9 protein-coding genes are annotated in these 17,145 nt (G+C 70.2%); 1 reads left to right on the top strand and 8 read right to left on the bottom strand.

Annotation, left to right across the window (positions count from 1 at the left end; all coding sequences use genetic code 11):
• Window positions 1-3 precede the first annotated feature (3 nt).
• From DFR41_RS21805 to map, 8 genes are all read right to left on the bottom strand, one after another.
• A complete protein-coding gene (locus DFR41_RS21805) occupies window positions 4-2,772 on the bottom strand; it encodes a DUF4118 domain-containing protein (protein WP_114804265.1) in 2,769 nt (922 codons plus the stop codon).
• A gap of 34 nt (window positions 2,773-2,806) precedes the next feature.
• Window positions 2,807-3,658, bottom strand: coding sequence for a TorF family putative porin (locus tag DFR41_RS21810; RefSeq protein ID WP_114804266.1), 852 nt, complete (start codon window positions 3,656-3,658; stop codon window positions 2,807-2,809).
• A gap of 183 nt (window positions 3,659-3,841) precedes the next feature.
• A complete protein-coding gene (kdpC, locus tag DFR41_RS21815; RefSeq protein ID WP_114804283.1) occupies window positions 3,842-4,426 on the bottom strand; it encodes a potassium-transporting ATPase subunit KdpC in 585 nt (194 codons plus the stop codon).
• A 19-nt stretch (window positions 4,427-4,445) separates the two neighbouring features.
• Entirely contained in the window at window positions 4,446-6,617 is a 2,172-nt protein-coding gene (kdpB, locus tag DFR41_RS21820) for a potassium-transporting ATPase subunit KdpB (protein WP_114804267.1), read from the bottom strand.
• A gap of 10 nt (window positions 6,618-6,627) precedes the next feature.
• Window positions 6,628-8,427 carry a potassium-transporting ATPase subunit KdpA gene (kdpA, locus tag DFR41_RS21825; RefSeq protein WP_114804268.1) on the bottom strand — a complete coding sequence of 600 codons (1,800 nt, stop codon included), beginning with the start codon at window positions 8,425-8,427 and terminating at the stop codon, window positions 6,628-6,630.
• Window positions 8,427-8,525: a K(+)-transporting ATPase subunit F gene (gene kdpF / locus DFR41_RS21830; RefSeq protein WP_017757755.1), complete on the bottom strand. Its 99-nt coding sequence runs from the start codon at window positions 8,523-8,525 to the stop codon at window positions 8,427-8,429. Before kdpF ends, kdpA begins: the two co-directional genes overlap by 1 nt.
• A 997-nt stretch (window positions 8,526-9,522) precedes the next feature.
• Complete coding sequence (locus tag DFR41_RS21835; protein ID WP_114804269.1) at window positions 9,523-12,123, bottom strand: [protein-PII] uridylyltransferase; 2,601 nt, start codon at window positions 12,121-12,123, stop codon at window positions 9,523-9,525.
• 14 nt (window positions 12,124-12,137) lie between these two features.
• Window positions 12,138-12,983: a type I methionyl aminopeptidase gene (gene map, locus DFR41_RS21840; RefSeq protein ID WP_017761605.1), complete on the bottom strand. Its 846-nt coding sequence runs from the start codon at window positions 12,981-12,983 to the stop codon at window positions 12,138-12,140.
• A gap of 114 nt (window positions 12,984-13,097) precedes the next feature.
• Between map and purL the strand changes: the two genes are divergently transcribed.
• Window positions 13,098-17,129 (top strand): phosphoribosylformylglycinamidine synthase, encoded by a 4,032-nt coding sequence (gene purL / locus DFR41_RS21845; RefSeq protein ID WP_114804270.1) that lies wholly within the window; start codon window positions 13,098-13,100, stop codon window positions 17,127-17,129.
• Window positions 17,130-17,145: the final 16 nt, after the last annotated feature.

A 17,145-nucleotide genomic window follows, 5' to 3' on the forward strand; every position in this document is an offset into this window, starting at 1 on the left:
GGTTCAGGCAGGCGCGGCCGGCGGCTCGCGCCGGGGAAGCGTGACGGTGAATTCTGCGCCGCCGCCCGCCGCGTCCGGCACCGCATCGGCCGCATGGATCTGCCCGCCATGGGCCTGCACGATGGCCTTGCAGATGGCCAGGCCCAGGCCCACCCCGGGCGTGGCCGACTCGGCATGGCCGCGGGTGAACTTCTCGAACAATTGGTCCGGCTGGCCCTGCAGCGATGCGGGCAGGCCGGGGCCATGGTCGCGCACCGTCAGCTGCAGCGTCTGCGGCAGCGCCCGGGCCGAGATCACCACCGGCGGCGCGCCGTAGCGGGCGGCGTTCTCCAGCAGGTTGACCAGCACGCGCTCCAGCAGCACGGCGTCGAATTCGACCAGCGGCAGCTCGGCGGGCAGGGCGGTGCGAACGGCGCCCGTGGGCAGCACGGAGCGCGTGGCGCGGATGGCGCTGCCCACCACTTCCTCCACCGATTGCCAGTCGCGCCGCAGGCTCACGGCGCCGCCGGCCGCCCCGCTTTCCAGCCGCGCCATGTCCAGCAGGTTGTTGACCAGCGCGCTCAGTGCCCGCGCCTGCGCCACGATGGCCTGCGTGGCCTCGCCGATGGCGGGCGACGCATCCGCGCCGGGCAGGCGCTGCAGCGATTCGGTCAGCGCGATCAGCGCGGTCAGCGGCGTACGCACGTCGTGCGAAAGGGCGCCCAGCAGCGCGTTGCGCAGGCGTTCGGATTCGATGTCCACCACGGCCTGCTGCGCCACCTCTACGTAGTGCACCCGCTCGACGGCGATGGCGATCTGGCGGGCCAGCGTCTCCAGCTGCTGGGCCTGCTCGGGCACCAGCAGCCAACGCGGTTCGGCGGGGCGCAGGGCCAGCACGCCGCGAACCCGCATCGGGGCCTTCAGGGCCACGTAGTGCCAGGGCTGGGCCGACAGCGTGCCGGTGCCCAGGCCTGCGCTCTGGCCATGCTGCCAGGCCCAGTCGGCCACGCTGAAGTCGAAGCCCGCGGGCGCGGCGGCCGGCGGCTGCAGCCGGTCCTGCGCGTCGGCGGTGAGCACCAACGCCTCGCCGCCGAAATGGCGCTGCACGGCGGCGGCGCCGATGTCCGCCACCTGGGTGCGTTCCAGCGCGGCCGACAGGTCGCGCGTGAGCTCGAACAGCGACTGCGTGCGCAGCGCCCGGCTGGCCGACACGGCGGCCTGGAAGCGCAGCCCCGCCGTGAGCTGGCCCACCAGCAGGCCCACGCCCAGCATCACGGCGAAGGTCAGCACGTACTGCACGTCGCTCACCGCGAAGGAGAAGGTGGGCTGCACGAAGAAGAAGTCGAAGGCCAGCACGTTCAGCAGCGCGCCGAAGGCCGCCGGCGTGCGGCCGAAGCGCCAGGCCACGCCCACCACGCCCAGCAGGTAGAGCATGACGATGTTCGACAGCTCCAGCACGCCCGACAGCGGCGTGGCCAGCAGCGTCACGCCCACGCAGACGGCGGCGGCGCAGGCCAGGCCTTTCCAGGGCGCCGCCGCGCGGGCGGGTTCGTCCTCGGTGTTGCCGGTGCGCAGGCCGGCGGGCGAGCGGGCCAGGCGGCGTGCGCTGTCGGTGCGGCCCACGCAGACCAGGTCCAGGTCGGGCGCGCGGCGGCCCAGGCGCTCGGCCAGCGGCCGGCGGATGCGGGCCAGCCAGCGGTCCCAGGTGGGCGCGTCGTCGCTGCCGGCTGCGGGGCCGAGGATCAGCGTGGCGCAATTGAGGCGCCGCGCCTGCGCCGCCAGCGCGCCGGCCACGTCCTCGTCGGTGAGCACGGCGGTCTCGGCGCCCAGTTCCTCGGCCAGGTGCAGGGCGGCCAGCACCTGGTCGCGCGGGGCGGCGGGCAGGCGGGCGAGCCGCGCCGTCTCCACATAGGCCGCATGCCAGCGCACGTTGAGCTGCCCGGCCATGCGCGCCGCCACGCGCACCGTGTGGGCCGCAGCCTCGCCGGGGCCGATGGCCGCAAGCAGCGCGCCCGAGGTGTTCCAGGCCGGCGGCGTCTGGCCGTCGGCGCGGGCGCCCGACTGCTCCACCCGCCAGCCGCGCACGTCGTCTTCGACATGCTCGGCGGTGCGGCGCAGGGCGATCTCGCGCAGCGCGATCAGGTTGCCCTTGCGGAAGAAGTTCTGCTGCGCCTGCCGCGCCTGCTGCGGCACGTAGACCTTGCCGGCGGCCAGACGGGCCAGCAGTTCGTCGGGCGTGGCATCGACCAGCACCACCTCGTCGGCCTCGTCCAGCACCCCGTCGGGCACGGTCTCGTGCACGCGGATGCCGGTGATGGCGCCCACGGTGCCGTTGAGGCTTTCCAGGTGCTGCACGTTGAGCGCGGTCCAGACCTCGATGCCGGCCTCCAGCAGTTCCTGCACGTCCTGCCAGCGCTTGCCGTGCCGCGAGCCGGGCGCGTTGCTGTGGGCCAGCTCGTCCACCAGCAGCAGCTGCGGGCCGCGGGCCAGGGCGGCGTCGAGGTCGAACTCGCGCAGCACATGGCCACGGTGCGGGGTCTCGCGCAGTGGCAGCTGTTCCAGGCCGTGGACCAGGGCGGCGGTCTCGGCGCGGCCGTGGGTCTCGACCACGCCCACCACCACGTCGCGGCCCGCGGCGCGCTCGCGCTGGGCGGCGCTGAGCATCGACCAGGTCTTGCCCACGCCGGCGTTGGCGCCGAAGTAGATACGCAGCCGGCCCCGGCGGGCTCGCCCCTCCTGCGCCTGCATCTGGGCGAGCAGGGCGTCGGGGTCGGGGCGTTCGCGCTCGGTCATCGGGGCGGCAGGTTAGCAGCGGGCCGCACCGTCGTCAGAAGGTCTTGGTCAGCGTGGCGATGAAGCGGGCCTTGTTGGGCGACTCGCTGTAGGTCAGCGTGCCCGTGGGCAGCACCACCTGGACGGTGGCGGCCTGGTAGGCGTCCTTCTTGTTGGCGCCGACGATGGCGCCGGTCAGGCTCAGGCCGCCGCCGAAGTCGTAGGTGGCGCCCACGTTGTAGTCCACGTAGCTCTTGTAGGGCGTGAAGCGACGGATGTCGCTGGACAGGGCGGTGTAGCCCACCGAGGCCTTCAGCGTCACCTTCGGGAAGATTTCCTTGCTGTACGCGATGTTCAGGTAGCCGGTGCCGCGGCCCTTCCAGCCGGTGGTGCGGTTGCTGGCGAAGCCGAAGTAATCCTTCGAGACGGTGCTGGAGTACTTGACGGTGAAGGCGCCGATGGTCTCGTCGGTCCAGGTGGCGGCGCCGTACAGCTCGGTGGTGTTGCCGTTGCGGTTGCCGGGGTAGATGTAGCTCAGGACACCGAAGTCGAGGTCGAAGACGCCGGCCTTGAACTTGTAGCCGCCGTAGATGTCGCTCTCGATGGAGTTGCCGGCCTGCCAGTTGACGCTGGAGTTCCAGTTGCCGACGTAGAAGCCGCTTTCGTGGGCGTAGTCGAAGCCGCCCTGGATGGCAGGCTTGGCGGCGTTGGTCTTGTAGAAGCCGTTGTTGCCGATGGTGTCCTGGTCCTGGCCGCGGAACTTGTAGTTGCTCGTCAGCGAAACGTTGGCGGTCAGCGGCGAGGGCTGCGGGGCTGCGTCGGCTGCCGTCGGTTCGGATTGGGCATGGGCGTTGAGGGCGATCAGGCCGAGGCCAAGGACGCAGAACAGGGAAGCGCGGAAGGTCATGAAAGAAGGCATCTTCGATGCGGAGGAAGGTTGAGGCGGAGGCGTGGTGCGGTCTCAGCGCGGCCGGCGGCGGCGTGCATGGCGTTCGCAGCCGCGCACGATCAGCCAGGCCACGCCGGTGGGCAGCAGCACGGCCACCAGGGCCGTGGCGGCGGCAAGAAGGTCGGCGAGCATGGGGCGCTTTCAGCGGTGGGCCAGCCCATCCAGCGCCAGGTTGAGGGCCAGCACGTTGACAACCGGCTCACCCAGGAAGGGCAGGGCGGGCCGCTGCACCTGCGCGTCGATCAGCGATTCCACCTTTGCGGCATCGAGGCCTCGCACCCGCGCCACCCGTGCGGCCTGGTAGCGGGCCGCCTCGGGGCTGATGTGCGGATCAAGGCCGCTGGCCGAGGCCGTCACCAGGTCGGCCGGCACCGGCGCGGTGTTGCCAGGGTCGGCGGCGCGCAGGGCCTCGACGCGGGCCTTCACGGCATCGGTCAACGCCGGGTTCAGCGGCCCCAGGTTGGAGCCCGAGGAGCCGCTGCCGTTGTAGGGCTGCGGCGCGGTGGCCGAGGGCCGGCCCCAGAAGTGGCCGGGGTCGCTGAAGTTCTGGCCGATGAGGGTGGAACCCACGGCCTTGCCGTCGCGCTCCACCAGGCTGCCGGCCGCCTGCTTCGGGAACAGCGTGCCGGCCACGCCGGTCACGGCGACGGGATAGACCACGCCGGTGATCAGGCTCAGGGCGGTGAACAGCACCAGGCAGGGACGCAGGAGGTTCTGCTTCGTCATGATGGACATCTCCAGAGGTTCAGACCAGGCCGACCGCGGCCAGCAGCAGGTCGATGAGCTTGATGCCGATGAAAGGCACCAGCAGGCCGCCCAGGCCGTAGAGGGCCAGGTTGCGGCGCAGCAGCGCCGCGGCGCCGATGGGCCGGTAGCGCACGCCCTTGAGCGCCAGCGGGATGAGGAAGACGATGATCAGCGCGTTGAAGATCACCGCACTCAGGATGGCCGAGGAGGGGCTGGCCAGCCGCATCACGTTCAGCGCCGCGAGCTGGGGATAGGTGCTCACGAAGATGGCGGGGATGATGGCGAAGTACTTCGCCACGTCGTTGGCGATGCTGAAGGTGGTGAGCGCGCCGCGCGTCATCAGCAGGGCCTTGCCGGTCTCCACCACCTCCAGCAGCTTGGTGGGGTTGGAGTCCAGGTCGACCATGTTGCCGGCCTCCTTGGCGGCCTGCGTGCCGCTGCCCATGGCCACCGCCACGTCGGCCTGGGCCAGGGCGGGCGCGTCGTTGGTGCCGTCGCCGGTCATGGCCACCAGCCGGCCATCGGACTGGTACTGGCGGATCAGCTTGAGCTTGTCCTCGGGCGTGGCTTCGGCCAGGAAGTCGTCCACGCCGGCCTCGGCGGCGATGGCGGCGGCCGTGAGCTTGTTGTCGCCGGTGATCATCACCGTGCGGATGCCCATGCGCCGCAGCTGCGCGAAGCGCTCGCGGATGCCGGTCTTGACGATGTCCTTGAGCTCGACGATGCCCAGCACGCGGGCGCCCTCCGCCACGGCCAGCGGCGTGCTGCCGCGGCGGGCCACCTCGTCGGCAGCGCGCAGCAGCTCGGCGGGCATCGTGCCGCGCAGCGACTCCACATGGCGGCGCACCGCCTCCACGGCGCCCTTGCGCAGCGGCACGGCGTCGCCGGTGAGGTCCAGCGCGGCGGCGGGCAGATCGGCGCCGCTCATGCGGGTCTGGGCGGTGAAGGGCACGAACACGGCGCCGTCGACCGGCGGAACGTCGACGCCCTCGCGGCGGGCCAGCTCGACGATGCTGCGGCCCTCGGGCGTCTCGTCGGCCAGCGAGGCCAACTGCGCCGCATGGGCCAGGCGCGCCTTGTTCACGCCCGGCGCCGGCAAAAAGGCCGAGGCTTGGCGGTTGCCGTGGGTGATGGTGCCGGTCTTGTCGAGCAGCAGCACGTCCACGTCGCCCGCGGCCTCCACCGCGCGGCCCGAGGTGGCGATCACGTTGGCCTGCATCATGCGGCTCATGCCGGCCACGCCGACGGCAGACAGCAGGCCGCCGATGGTGGTCGGGATCAGGCACACCAGCAGCGCCACCAGCGCGGTGACGGACACCACCGTGCCGGTGCCCGCCGCCTGCGCGCTGAAGAGCGAATAGGGCAGCAGCGTCACCGTCACCATCAAAAAGACCAGCGTCAGCGCCACCAGCAGGATGGTCAGCGCGATCTCGTTGGGCGTGCGGGCCCGCTTGGCGCCTTCGACCATGCCGATCATGCGGTCCAGGAAGGATTCGCCCGGGTTCACGCCGATGCGCACCACCAGCCAGTCCGACAGCACGCGGGTGCCGCCGGTGACGGAGGAGAAGTCGCCGCCGGATTCGCGCACCACGGGCGCCGATTCGCCGGTGATGGCCGACTCGTCCACCGAGGCCACGCCTTCGATGACCTCGCCGTCCAGCGGAATCATGTCGCCGACCTCGACCAGCACCACGTCACCCTTGCGGAGGTTGGTGGCGCGCTCGGGGCGCCAGATGGCGCTGGTGGATTCGGCCGTGGCCGGCTCGGGCGTCGCGCCCTCTGCACGCACGCGGGCCAGTTGCTCGGCCAGCCGCGCCATCTCGCGCGGCGCGCCTTCGAGCTTCTTGGCCCAGCTGTCCTTGCGCAGGCTGCGCAGCGAGGCGGCCTGCGCCTTGCTGCGGCCTTCGGCCAGCGCCTCGGCGAAGTTGGCGAAGAGCACGGTGAACCACAGCCACAGCGACACCGCGAGGATGAAGCCCGGCCGCATGCCGGTGTCGCCGGGGTAGTTGAGGCTGTGTACCCACAGCAGCGTGGTCAGGATGCTGCCGACGTAGACGACGAACATCACTGGGTTGCGCCACTGCACGCGCGGGCTCAGCTTGGTGAAGGACGCGAGGAGGGCGGGGCGCACCAGCGCACCGTCGAACAGGGAAAGCGTGTTGTTGTTCATGGGGCGCGCCTCACTTCCAGAGCATCAGCTGCTCGACGATGGGGCCCAGGGCCAGCGCCGGCACATAGTTGAGCAGGCCGACCAGCAGCACCGTGCCGATCAGCAGCACCACGAACAGCGGTCCGTGGGTGGGCAGGGTGCCGGCCGTCACCGGCAGGCGCTGCTTGGCGGCCAGGGCGCCGGCGATGGCCAGCACCGGCACCATGACGGCGAAGCGGCCCAGCCAGGTGGCCACGCCCAGCATCGTGTTGTAGAAGGGCGTGTTGGCCGACAGGCCGGCGAAGGCGCTGCCGTTGTTGTTGGCGGCCGAGGTGAAGGCGTAAAGGATCTCCGAGAAGCCATGGGCGCCCGGGTTGGCGATGCCGGCGCGGCCGGCCTCCACGCTCACCGCCACGGCCGTGCCCAGCAGCACCAGGATGGGCGTCACCAGGATGGCGATGGCGATCAGCTTCATCTCATACACCTCGATCTTCTTGCCGAGGTACTCCGGCGTGCGGCCGATCATCAGGCCGGCGATGAACACCGCCAGGATGGCGAACACCAGCATGCCGTACAGGCCCGAGCCGACGCCGCCGAACACCACCTCGCCCAGTTGCATCATGACCAGCGTGACCAGCCCGCCCATCGGGGTGAGCGAGTCGTGCATGGCGATCACTGCGCCGCAGGAGGCGGCCGTGGTCACCACCGCGAACAGGGCCGAGGCGGCGATGCCGAAGCGCAGGTCCTTGCCTTCCCAGTTGCCGGCCGATGGGTCCACCCCCAGCGCGGCCAGCAGCGGGTTGCCGGCCTGCTCGGCGCCCGTGGCGACGATCACGCCGACGACGAAGATCGCCGTCATCGCCGCCAGGATCGCCCAGCCCTGGCGCCGGTCGCCCCCCACCTGGCCGAAGGCCAGGCACAGCGCGGCGGGGATGCTGAAGATCGCCAGCATCTGCAGCAGGTTGGTGAGCGCCGTCGGGTTCTCGAAAGGATGGGCCGAGTTGGCGTTGAAGTAACCGCCGCCGTTGGTGCCCAGCATCTTGATGGCCTCCTGCGAGGCGACGGGGCCCATGGGCAAGGTCTGCGTCTGCGTCGTCGCTTCCTTGGTGACGGGGTTGCCGGCGGCATCCTTCAGCGGCTGGCCGTCGGGGCCGTTCTGCGGGTCCTGGTAGACCGTCGACTCGATCGTCGTGACGGTCTTGTAGCCGTCGAAGTTCTGGATCGTGCCCTGGCCGACGAAGACGATGGCCAGCACGAAGGACAGCGGCAGCAGCAGCCACAGCGTGAGGCGCGTGAGGTCGGCCCAGGCATTGCCGATGGCGCCGAAGCGGGCGCTGCGCCGGCCCGCCTCGCCGCGTGCCGCGAAGCCACGGATCAGCGCAAAGGCCACGGCGATGCCGGTGGCGGCCGAGAGGAAGTTCTGCACCGTCAGCGCCAGCATTTGCGTGAGGTAACTCATGGTGCTTTCGCCCGCATAGCCCTGCCAGTTGGTGTTGGTGGCGAAGCTGAGCGCGGTGTTGAAGGCCGAGTCGCCGGAGACGGCCGGCAGGCCTGCGGGGTTGAGCGGCAGAAATGCCTGCAGGCGCTGCAGGCCGTAGACGACCAGCGCGCCCAGGGCATTGAAGGCGAGCAGAGCGAGGGCGTAGCCCATCCAACCCATGGAGGAGTTGGGCTCGACGCCGGCCAGGCGGTAGAGCGGTGCTTCGATGCGGACGATCCAGCGCGGCATACGGCCTTCGCAGAGGGCGGCGAGCCAGCGGCCCAGCGGCCAGGCGAGGATCAGCAGGAGGCCGAGGAAGACGGCCAGGAGGGTCCAGGCGGAGGCGGTCATCAGAAGTCCTCCGCGCGGATCAGGGCGTAGACCAGGTAGGCCAGCAGCAGGGCGGCGAGCGTGCCGGCCAGTCCGTAGAGGGCGGCGAGCGACATCATGGCCGGCCCCCGTTCGGCCGCTCCATGGCGGCCAGCGCATACACCAGCGCCACCATGCCGGCCCACAGGGCGGCGATGGCGGCGAGCCAGACGATGTCCATTTCTCACTCCAGTCATCGGAAAGACGATGGCTGGCAGTGTCTGGAGGGGCGCGTCAAGACGGTGTAGAGACTGGCCGGTGCCGTATCAAAACGGCGTAAAGATCGAGACGCGGGGGTATGCGATCGGGGGCGTTTGCGGGGTCTGCCTCATGGGTCGGCGCTGACGATCGTGCTGACGAAGGTCGTGGCCATGGTGATGCCGAGCCGAGGTCAGAGCTGCTCGGTGCGGCGCGCTATGTCGGGGCGCACCAGCGGTGTACCGCTAACCCGGCGGAGGACGTCGGCATGCGCGCTCCCGGTGCACGCTCGCGCTGACCGGCTTGCCTCACCAGATGCGTGCTCGCTCCCCACCGACGTGCTTTGGGCACTGCACGGCGCCGCGAATGGCACCTCCGCACGCACACCGCCATCCCCCGCCTCGACGATGGTCCCGAACGGCCGGATTTGCCGCCGGCGGCCTCCGAGTCCGTTCGCCCTGAGCTCGTCGAAGGGCATGACGGCGCGCGGCGTCAACGTCCGACCCGCCCTGACCGCCGCAACGCGGCGCTCGCGCGGGGCTTCGACAGGCTCAGCCCGAACGGTCGGGGTTGGCTGACCCAAGTTGCCCAAGAGATCCCGTGAAACTTCGGGCTCCAAGGGAAGGGCTCGCGCGCAGCGTCGAACTGGAGGGATTCGTGCGCAGCGTCGAGGCGGGGGATGGCGGTGTGCGTGCGGAGGTGCCATTCGCGGCGCCGTGCAGTGCCCAAAGCACGTCGATGGACAGCGAGCACATCGCTTGTGCGCCAAGTCGGTCGGCGCGAGCGTGCACCGGGAGCACGCATGCCGACGTCCTCCGCCGGGTTACTGCTCCAGCCACTTGTGCGACCGGAAGACAGCAGCCGCTTGCCCCCCCGCGCTCAGGCCGCATCGAGCGCGTCGATCAGCTCCGTCTCAATCGCCAGCTGCCCCTTCTGGCCATACAGCTCGGGACCGCTGATCAGGAAGCTGTCCTCCACCCGCTCGCCCAGCGTCGTCACCTTCGCCAGTTGCAGGTGCAGGTGGTGGCGCGCCAGCACACGGGCCACGCTGTAGAGCAGGCCGGCCCGGTCGCTGGCCGAGATCGTCAGCAGCCAGCGCTGCGCCTTCTCGTCAGGCGTGAGGTACACCCGCGGCTGGATAGGGAAGCTGCGCACCCGCCGCGACACCCGGCCGCGGCTGGGCGCGGGCAACTCGCCCCAGGCGTCCAGCGTCTGCGCCAGGTTGGTCTCCACCATGCTGATCAGCTCGCGGTAATGCTCCGGCAGGAAGGTCGTCACGACCTGGAAGGTGTCCAGCGCATAGCCGTTGGTGGCCGTGTGCACCCGCGCGTCCAGGATGCTGAACGACGCCTGGTCGAAATAGCCGCAGATGCGCGCGAACAGGTCCGGCTGGTCGGGCGTGTAGACCACCACCTGCAGCCCTTCGCCCACCGGCGACAGGCGCGCCCGCACGATGGCCTTGGCATGCGGATCGGCCGGAATGCCCTTGGGCGCCACGAAGCGCGACAGCTTCTTGGCATGCCAGGCGATCTCGCCCGCGTCATGGCGCATGAAGTAGCTCACGTCCAGCGTGTCCCACAGCGCCTTGTGCGCCTCGAAGGGCTGGGCATGCAGTTGCAGCAGCGTCAGCGCCTCGCGCTTGCGGGCCTCCACCTCGGCGTCGGGGTCGGGCAGGTGGCCGCCCAGCGCGCGCGAGGTGCGGCGGTAGGTGTCTTCGAGCAGCTTGCCCTTCCAGGCATTCCACACGCGCGGCGATGTGCCGCGGATGTCGGCCACCGTCAGCAGGTAGAGCGCCGTCAGGTAGCGCTCGCTGCCGACGCGCTGGGCGAAGGAGCCGATCACCTCGGGGTCGGACAGGTCCTGCTTCTGCGCCACGTTGCTCATCACCAGATGGTTGGCGACAAGGAACTCGATCAGCCGGGTGTCCTCGCGGCCGATACCGTGCTTCTGGCAGAAGCGGCGCACGTCGCGCGCCCCCAGCTCGGAATGGTCGCCGCCGCGGCCCTTGGCGATGTCGTGGAACAGGGCGGCCACGTACAGGATCCAGGGCTTGTCCCAGCCGGCCGCCAACTGCGAGCAGAAGGGGTATTCGTGCGCATGCTCGGCGATGAAGAAGCGGCGCACGTTGCGCAGCACCATCAGGATGTGCTGGTCCACCGTGTAGACGTGGAACAGGTCATGCTGCATCTGCCCCACCGTGCCGCGGAAGACGCGCAGGTAGCGGCCCAGCACCGAGGTCTGGTTCATCAGACGCATGGCATGCGTGATGCCGCGGGGCTCCAGCAGCATGCGCATGAAGGTCGCATGGTTGACCTTGTCGTTGCTGAACCGCGCGTCCATGCGACCCCGGGCGTTGTAGAGCGCACGCAGGGTGCGCGCCGACAGGCCGTTGACGCCGATGGTTTTTTGGTAGAGCAGGAAGGTCTCGAGGATGGCGTGCGGATCCTTCTCGTACAGATCGTCGCTGGCCACCTCGATGGTCCCGCCCTTCTCGAAGAAGCGGTCGTTGATGCGGGTGAGCGTGGCCGACTGCGGGTTGATCCGCTCGGCGATGTTCAGCATCAGGATCTCGGTGAGCTGCGTCACCGCCTTGGCCGCCCAGTAGTAACGGCGCATCAGCGCCTCGCTGGCGCGGCGGCCCGTCTCGTTCTCGTAGCCGAAGGTCTGGGCCACGGCGGTCTGCAGGTCGAAGACCAGCCGGTCCTCGCGGCGCTTGGCCACGGCATGCAGGCGGGCGCGGATCAGCGAGAGCAGTGCCTCGTTGCGCTTGATCTGCTTGACCTCGAAGGGCGTGGCCAGGCCGTTGCGCGCATAGTCTTCCCAGCGCTTGCCCAGGCCGGCAGCCTGGGCCACCCAGCGCACGGTGTGCAGGTCGCGAAGGCCGCCCGGCGATTCCTTGCAGTTGGGCTCCAGCGAATAGGGCGTGCCATCGTGCTTCTGGTGGCGGTGCCGCATCTCCTGCGACTTCGCCAGGAAGAAGGCATGCGGATCCATCGCCTCGTCGAAGGCCTTGCGAAAGGCGGTGAAGAGCCGCTTGCTGCCGCACACATGGCGGGACTCGAGAAGGGCCGTCTGAACGGTGACGTCCTTGGCCGATTCGCTCAGGCACTCGTCGAGCGTGCGGACGCTGGAGCCGATCTCCAGTCCGGCGTCCCAGCAGCGGCCGATGAAGGCCTCCAGCCGCGCCGGCTCGAGCTCGCTGCCGGCCGGCAGCAGGAGCAGCACGTCGACGTCGGAGTACGGAAAAAGCTCACCGCGGCCGTAGCCGCCCACGGCCACCAGGGCGAGCTCGTCGCCAAAGCCGGCGTCCTGCCACAAGGCGCGCAAGGCCGCATCGGCTTGGCCCGCCAGCTCCTTGAGCACGGCGTGGATGTTGCGCACACCCTGCGGCGCGAGCAGGCGCTCGAACACGGCGCTCTTGCCGGCGCGCAGCTGCTCGCGCAGGCTGGCCGGCAGATCGACGGCGACGGAAAAGCCCATGCCTGCGCGGTGCGTCAGGCGGCGACGGGCGCCGGCTGGCCGCTGGCGGCGGGCACGAAGGAGGGCAGCGGCGGGCTGCCGGCCGACAGGGTCAGCACCTCGTAGCCCGTCTCGGTGACCAGCACCGTGTGCTCCCACTGGGCGGAGAGCGAGCGGTCGCGCGTCACGATGGTCCAGCCGTCGTAGCGTCCGCCGCGGTGGTCTTCCTTGATGTCGCGCTTGCCGGCGTTGATCATCGGCTCGATGGTGAAGATCATGCCGGGCTTGAGCTCTTCCATGGTGCCTGGGCGGCCGTAGTGCAGCACCTGGGGCTCGGCATGGAAGGTGCGGCCCACGCCGTGGCCGCAGAACTCGCGCACCACCGAATAGCCGTTGCCCTCGGCGAAGCGCTGGATGGCGTGGCCCACGTCGCCCAGGTGGTTGCCGGGCTTGACCTGCAGGATGCCGTGCCACATCGCTTCGAAGGTGATCTGGCACAGCCGCTTGGCGGCGATGGAGGCGTCGCCGATCACGAACATCCGGCTGTTGTCGCCGTACCAGCCGTCCTTGATGACGGTGACATCGATGTTCATGATGTCGCCCTTCTTCAGGGGCTTGTCGTCCGGGATGCCATGGCACACCACATGGTTGACCGAGGTGCACAGCGATTTGGGGAAAGGCACGTCGCCCGCGCCCTTGTAGCCCACCGTGGCGGAGGTGGTGCCCTGCGTGACCATGTACTCGGCGGCCAGCCGGTCGATCTCGTTGGTGGTGATGCCGGGCTTGATGAAGGGCGTCAGGTAGTCCAGCACCTCGGACGCAAGGCGGCAGGCGACGCGCATCGCGGCAATGCCTTCGGCGTCGTGGTAGGTAATGCTCATCCGGGGATTATCCCACTCGCCCCCTAAAATGCAGGGTTTTCGCGAACGGCCCCAGTCAGCGGCCGGTTGCCGCCTCTCTCCCTTCTGTCCTTTCGGCCCCAGGCCCCGCCCACCGTGACGCAGCCCGCATCCACCGTTCCTCCCGTCGTGACCATCTTCGAAGGAGGGGCGGCGCTCAGCGACTTCCGCGCACGCCAGTTGCTGCCACGCCTGCAGGCGGTGGACGCGCGCATCAATGCCATCACGGCGCGCTTTGTCCACCTGGTTCTGTCGGATGCCGAGATGGATGCCGCCGCGCGCGAACGTTTTGCCGCGCTGCTGACCTACGGCGAGCCCTTCGACGCCGGTGCCGCGCCGCAGGGCGCCACCCTGGTCGTCAGCCCCCGGCTGGGCACCGTCTCGCCCTGGGCCTCCAAGGCCACCGACATCGCCCGCAACTGCGGCCTCGCCCTGCGCCGCGTGGAGCGCGTCACGCAGTACCACATCGGCCTGAAGGCGCCCCTGCTGGGCCGCGCCCCGGTGCTGGATGTCGGGGCCCTGGCCCAGGTGGCCGGCCTGCTGCACGACCGCATGACCGAATCGGTGCTGCCGGGCGTGGACGGCGCCGCCGCTCTGTTCGCCGAGCTTCCGCCGCAGCCCATGGCCCACGTGGACGTGCTGGGCGGCGGCCACGCCGCGCTGGTCGAGGCCAACATCACCTTCGGTCTCGCGCTGGCCGAGGACGAGATCGACTACCTGGTCGATGCCTTCGGCAAGCTCGGCCGCAACCCGACCGACGTCGAGCTGATGATGTTCGCGCAGGCCAACAGCGAGCACTGCCGCCACAAGATCTTCAATGCCGACTTCACCATCGACGGCGAGCGCCAGCCGATGAGCCTGTTCGGCATGATCCGCCACACCCACAAGACGAACCCGCAGCACACGGTCATCGCCTATTCGGACAACGCGTCGGTGATGGAAGGCCATGCCATCGAGCGCTTCGTGGCCCGCAGCGAACTGGGCGCCGAGGCGCCCACCTATGCCAAGGAAGCGGCGCTGCACCACGTGCTGATGAAGGTGGAGACGCACAACCACCCGACGGCCATCTCGCCCTTCCCGGGCGCCTCCACCGGCGCCGGCGGCGAGATCCGCGACGAGGGCGCCACTGGCCGCGGCTCCAAGCCGAAGGCGGGCCTGACGGGCTTCACCGTCAGCAAGCTGTGGCCCGAGGAGGGCAGCTACGGCAAGCCCGCCCATATCGCCAGCCCGCTGCAGATCATGACCGAGGGCCCCCTGGGTGGCGCGGCCTTCAACAACGAGTTCGGCCGGCCCAACCTGCTGGGCTATTTCCGCGAGTACGAGCAGACCGTGGCGAGCGACGTGGACACAGTCCAGCGCGGCTACCACAAGCCCATCATGATCGCAGGCGGCCTGGGCCAGATCGACGCCACGCAGACGAGCAAGATCCAGTTTCCCGCCGGCACGCTGCTGATCCAGCTGGGCGGGCCCGGCATGCGCATCGGCATGGGCGGCGGCGCCGCCAGTTCCATGGCCACCGGCGCCAATGCGGCCGAGCTGGACTTCGACTCGGTGCAGCGCGGCAACCCCGAGATCGAGCGCCGGGCGCAGGAGGTCATCAACCACTGCTGGCAGCAGGGCGCGAAGAACCCCATCCTGGCCATCCACGACGTCGGCGCGGGCGGGCTGTCGAATGCCTTCCCGGAGCTGACCAACGATGCCGGCCGCGGTGCCCGCTTCGACCTGCGCGCCGTGCCGCTGGAAGAGTCCGGCCTGGCACCCAAGGAAATCTGGTGCAACGAGAGCCAGGAGCGCTACGTGCTGGCCATCGCGCCCGAGTCGCTGGACCAGTTCCGCGCCTTCTGCCAGCGAGAGCGTTGCCCCTTCGCCGTGGTGGGCGTGGCGACCGAGCAGCGCGAGCTGGTGGTGGCCGACGCCCAGGCCGATGCTGCCAACCAGCCCGTGGGCATGCCCATGGACGTGCTGTTGGGCAAGCCGCCCAAGATGCACCGCGACGTGGCCCGCATCCACCGCAACTTCAAGCCGCTGGAGCTCACGGGCGTGGACCTGCAGCAGGCCGCCATCCAGGTGCTGGCGCATCCCACCGTGGCCTCCAAGCGCTTCCTGGTCACCATCGGCGACCGCACGGTGGGCGGCCTCACGCACCGCGACCAGATGGTGGGCCCATGGCAGGTGCCGGTGGCCGACTGCGCCGTCACGCTGGCCGACTTCCGCGGCTTCGCCGGCGAGGCGATGAGCATGGGCGAGCGCACGCCGCTCGCCGCCATGGACGCCGCCGCATCGGGCCGCATGGCCGTGGCCGAGGCCATCACCAACCTGCTGGCCGCGCCCATCGAACTGGCCCGCGTCAAGCTGTCCGCCAACTGGATGGCCGCCTGCGGCGAGCCGGGCGAGGACGCCGCGCTGTACGAGACGGTCAAGGCCGTGGGCCTGGAGCTGTGCCCGGCGCTGGGCGTCTCCATTCCCGTCGGCAAGGATTCGCTGTCCATGCGCACGCAGTGGGCCGAGGGCACCGACAAGAAGAAGGTCAGCTCGCCGGTAAGCCTGATCGTCAGCGCCTTCGCCAGCATCGACGACGTGCGCGGCACGCTCACGCCGCAGCTCGATGCGCAGGAAGCCGACACCACGCTGGTGCTCATCGACCTGGGCCGCGGCCAGCACCGCATGGGCGGCAGCATCCTGGCCCAGGTGCTGGGCCAGACCGGCGACCGCGTGCCCGATCTGGACGATCCGCAACTGCTGGTCAAGACGGTGGACGCCGTCAACCAGCTGCGCGCCGAAGGCAAGCTGCTCGCCCTGCATGACCGCAGCGACGGTGGCCTGTTCGCCGCAGCCTGCGAGATGGGCTTTGCTGGCCATGTGGGCGTGTCGCTCAACGTCGACCTGCTCATCACCGAAGGGGACGGCATCAGCGACAGCCGCATGGAGACGGGCGACGCCAAGAACTGGGCGCAGCAGGTCAGCGCGCGCCGCGAGGAGCTCACGCTCAAGGCCCTGTTCAACGAAGAGCTGGGCCTGCTGCTGCAGGTGCGCACGGCCGAGCGCAATGAGGTCATGCAGACGCTGCGCGCGCATGGCCTGTCGGTGTTCAGTCATTTCGTCGGCAAGACCCGCCCGCAAAGCTCGCCCATCGATGCCGGCAAGGGCAAGGTCGAGGTCTGGCGCGACACCAAGGCCGTGTTCAGCGCGACGCTGGCCGACCTGCACCAAGTGTGGGACAGCGTGAGCTGGAAGATCTGCCGCGAGCGCGACAACCCCGATTGCGCCGATGCCGAGCACGCCGCCGCCGGCGACCCGGCCGACACCGGCCTGCATCTGCACCTGCCGGAGGGCTTCGGCACTGCGCCCGCCTTCGTGGGCAGTGCCCGGCCGCGCGTCGCCATCCTGCGCGAGCAGGGCGTCAACTCGCATGTGGAGATGGCCTATGCCTTCCACGAGGCCGGCTTCGAATCGGTCGACGTGCACATGACCGACCTGCAGAGCGGCCGCGCCGACCTGGCCCGCTTCCAGGGCATCGTGGCCTGCGGCGGCTTCAGCTACGGCGACACGCTGGGCGCCGGCATCGGCTGGGCGCGCAGCATCACCTTCAACCCGCGGCTGGCGCAGCAGTTCGGCGACTTCTTCGGCCGAACCGACACCTTCGGCCTGGGCGTGTGCAACGGCTGCCAGATGTTCGCCGAGCTGGCCGACATCATTCCGGGCGCACAGGACTGGCCGCGCTTCACCACCAACCGCAGCGAGCGCTTCGAGGCGCGCCTGTCGCAGGTGGAGGTGCTGGATTCGCCCAGCCTGTTCTTCGCCGGCATGGCCGGCGCGCGCGTGCCGATCGCTGTGGCGCATGGCGAGGGCTATGCGGACTTCCGTCACCGTGGCAATGCCGGCAGCGCCATCGCGGCCATGCGCTTCGTGGACCATGCGGGCCAGCCGACCGAGCGCTATCCGCTCAACCCCAACGGCAGCGCTGGCGGCCTGACGGCGGTGACCACGGCCGACGGCCGCTTCACGGCCATGATGCCGCACCCGGAGCGTGTGTTCCGCAACGTGCAGATGAGCTGGACCTCGGGCGACCGCGCAGCGCACAGCCCCTGGATGGAAATCTGGCGCAACGCTCGCCGCTGGGTGGGCTGACCGGCGGCGCGGGGCG

The sequence above is a fragment of the Pseudacidovorax intermedius genome, from assembly GCF_003350475.1.
Lineage (GTDB): Bacteria > Pseudomonadota > Gammaproteobacteria > Burkholderiales > Burkholderiaceae_C > Xenophilus > Xenophilus intermedius.

Excerpts from the sequence above, each read along its gene's own strand:
- DFR41_RS21805 (WP_114804265.1), bottom strand. The coding sequence starts at position 2,772 with ATGACCGAGCGCGAACGCCCCGACCCCGACGCCCTGCTCGCCCAGATG.
- DFR41_RS21810 (WP_114804266.1), bottom strand. The coding sequence starts at position 3,658 with ATGACCTTCCGCGCTTCCCTGTTCTGCGTCCTTGGCCTCGGCCTGATC.
- kdpC (WP_114804283.1), bottom strand. The coding sequence starts at position 4,426 with ATGACGAAGCAGAACCTCCTGCGTCCCTGCCTGGTGCTGTTCACCGCC.
- kdpB (WP_114804267.1), bottom strand. The coding sequence starts at position 6,617 with ATGAACAACAACACGCTTTCCCTGTTCGACGGTGCGCTGGTGCGCCCC.
- kdpA (WP_114804268.1), bottom strand. The coding sequence starts at position 8,427 with ATGACCGCCTCCGCCTGGACCCTCCTGGCCGTCTTCCTCGGCCTCCTG.
- kdpF (WP_017757755.1), bottom strand. The coding sequence starts at position 8,525 with ATGATGTCGCTCGCCGCCCTCTACGGACTGGCCGGCACGCTCGCCGCC.
- DFR41_RS21835 (WP_114804269.1), bottom strand. The coding sequence starts at position 12,123 with ATGGGCTTTTCCGTCGCCGTCGATCTGCCGGCCAGCCTGCGCGAGCAG.
- map (WP_017761605.1), bottom strand. The coding sequence starts at position 12,983 with ATGAGCATTACCTACCACGACGCCGAAGGCATTGCCGCGATGCGCGTC.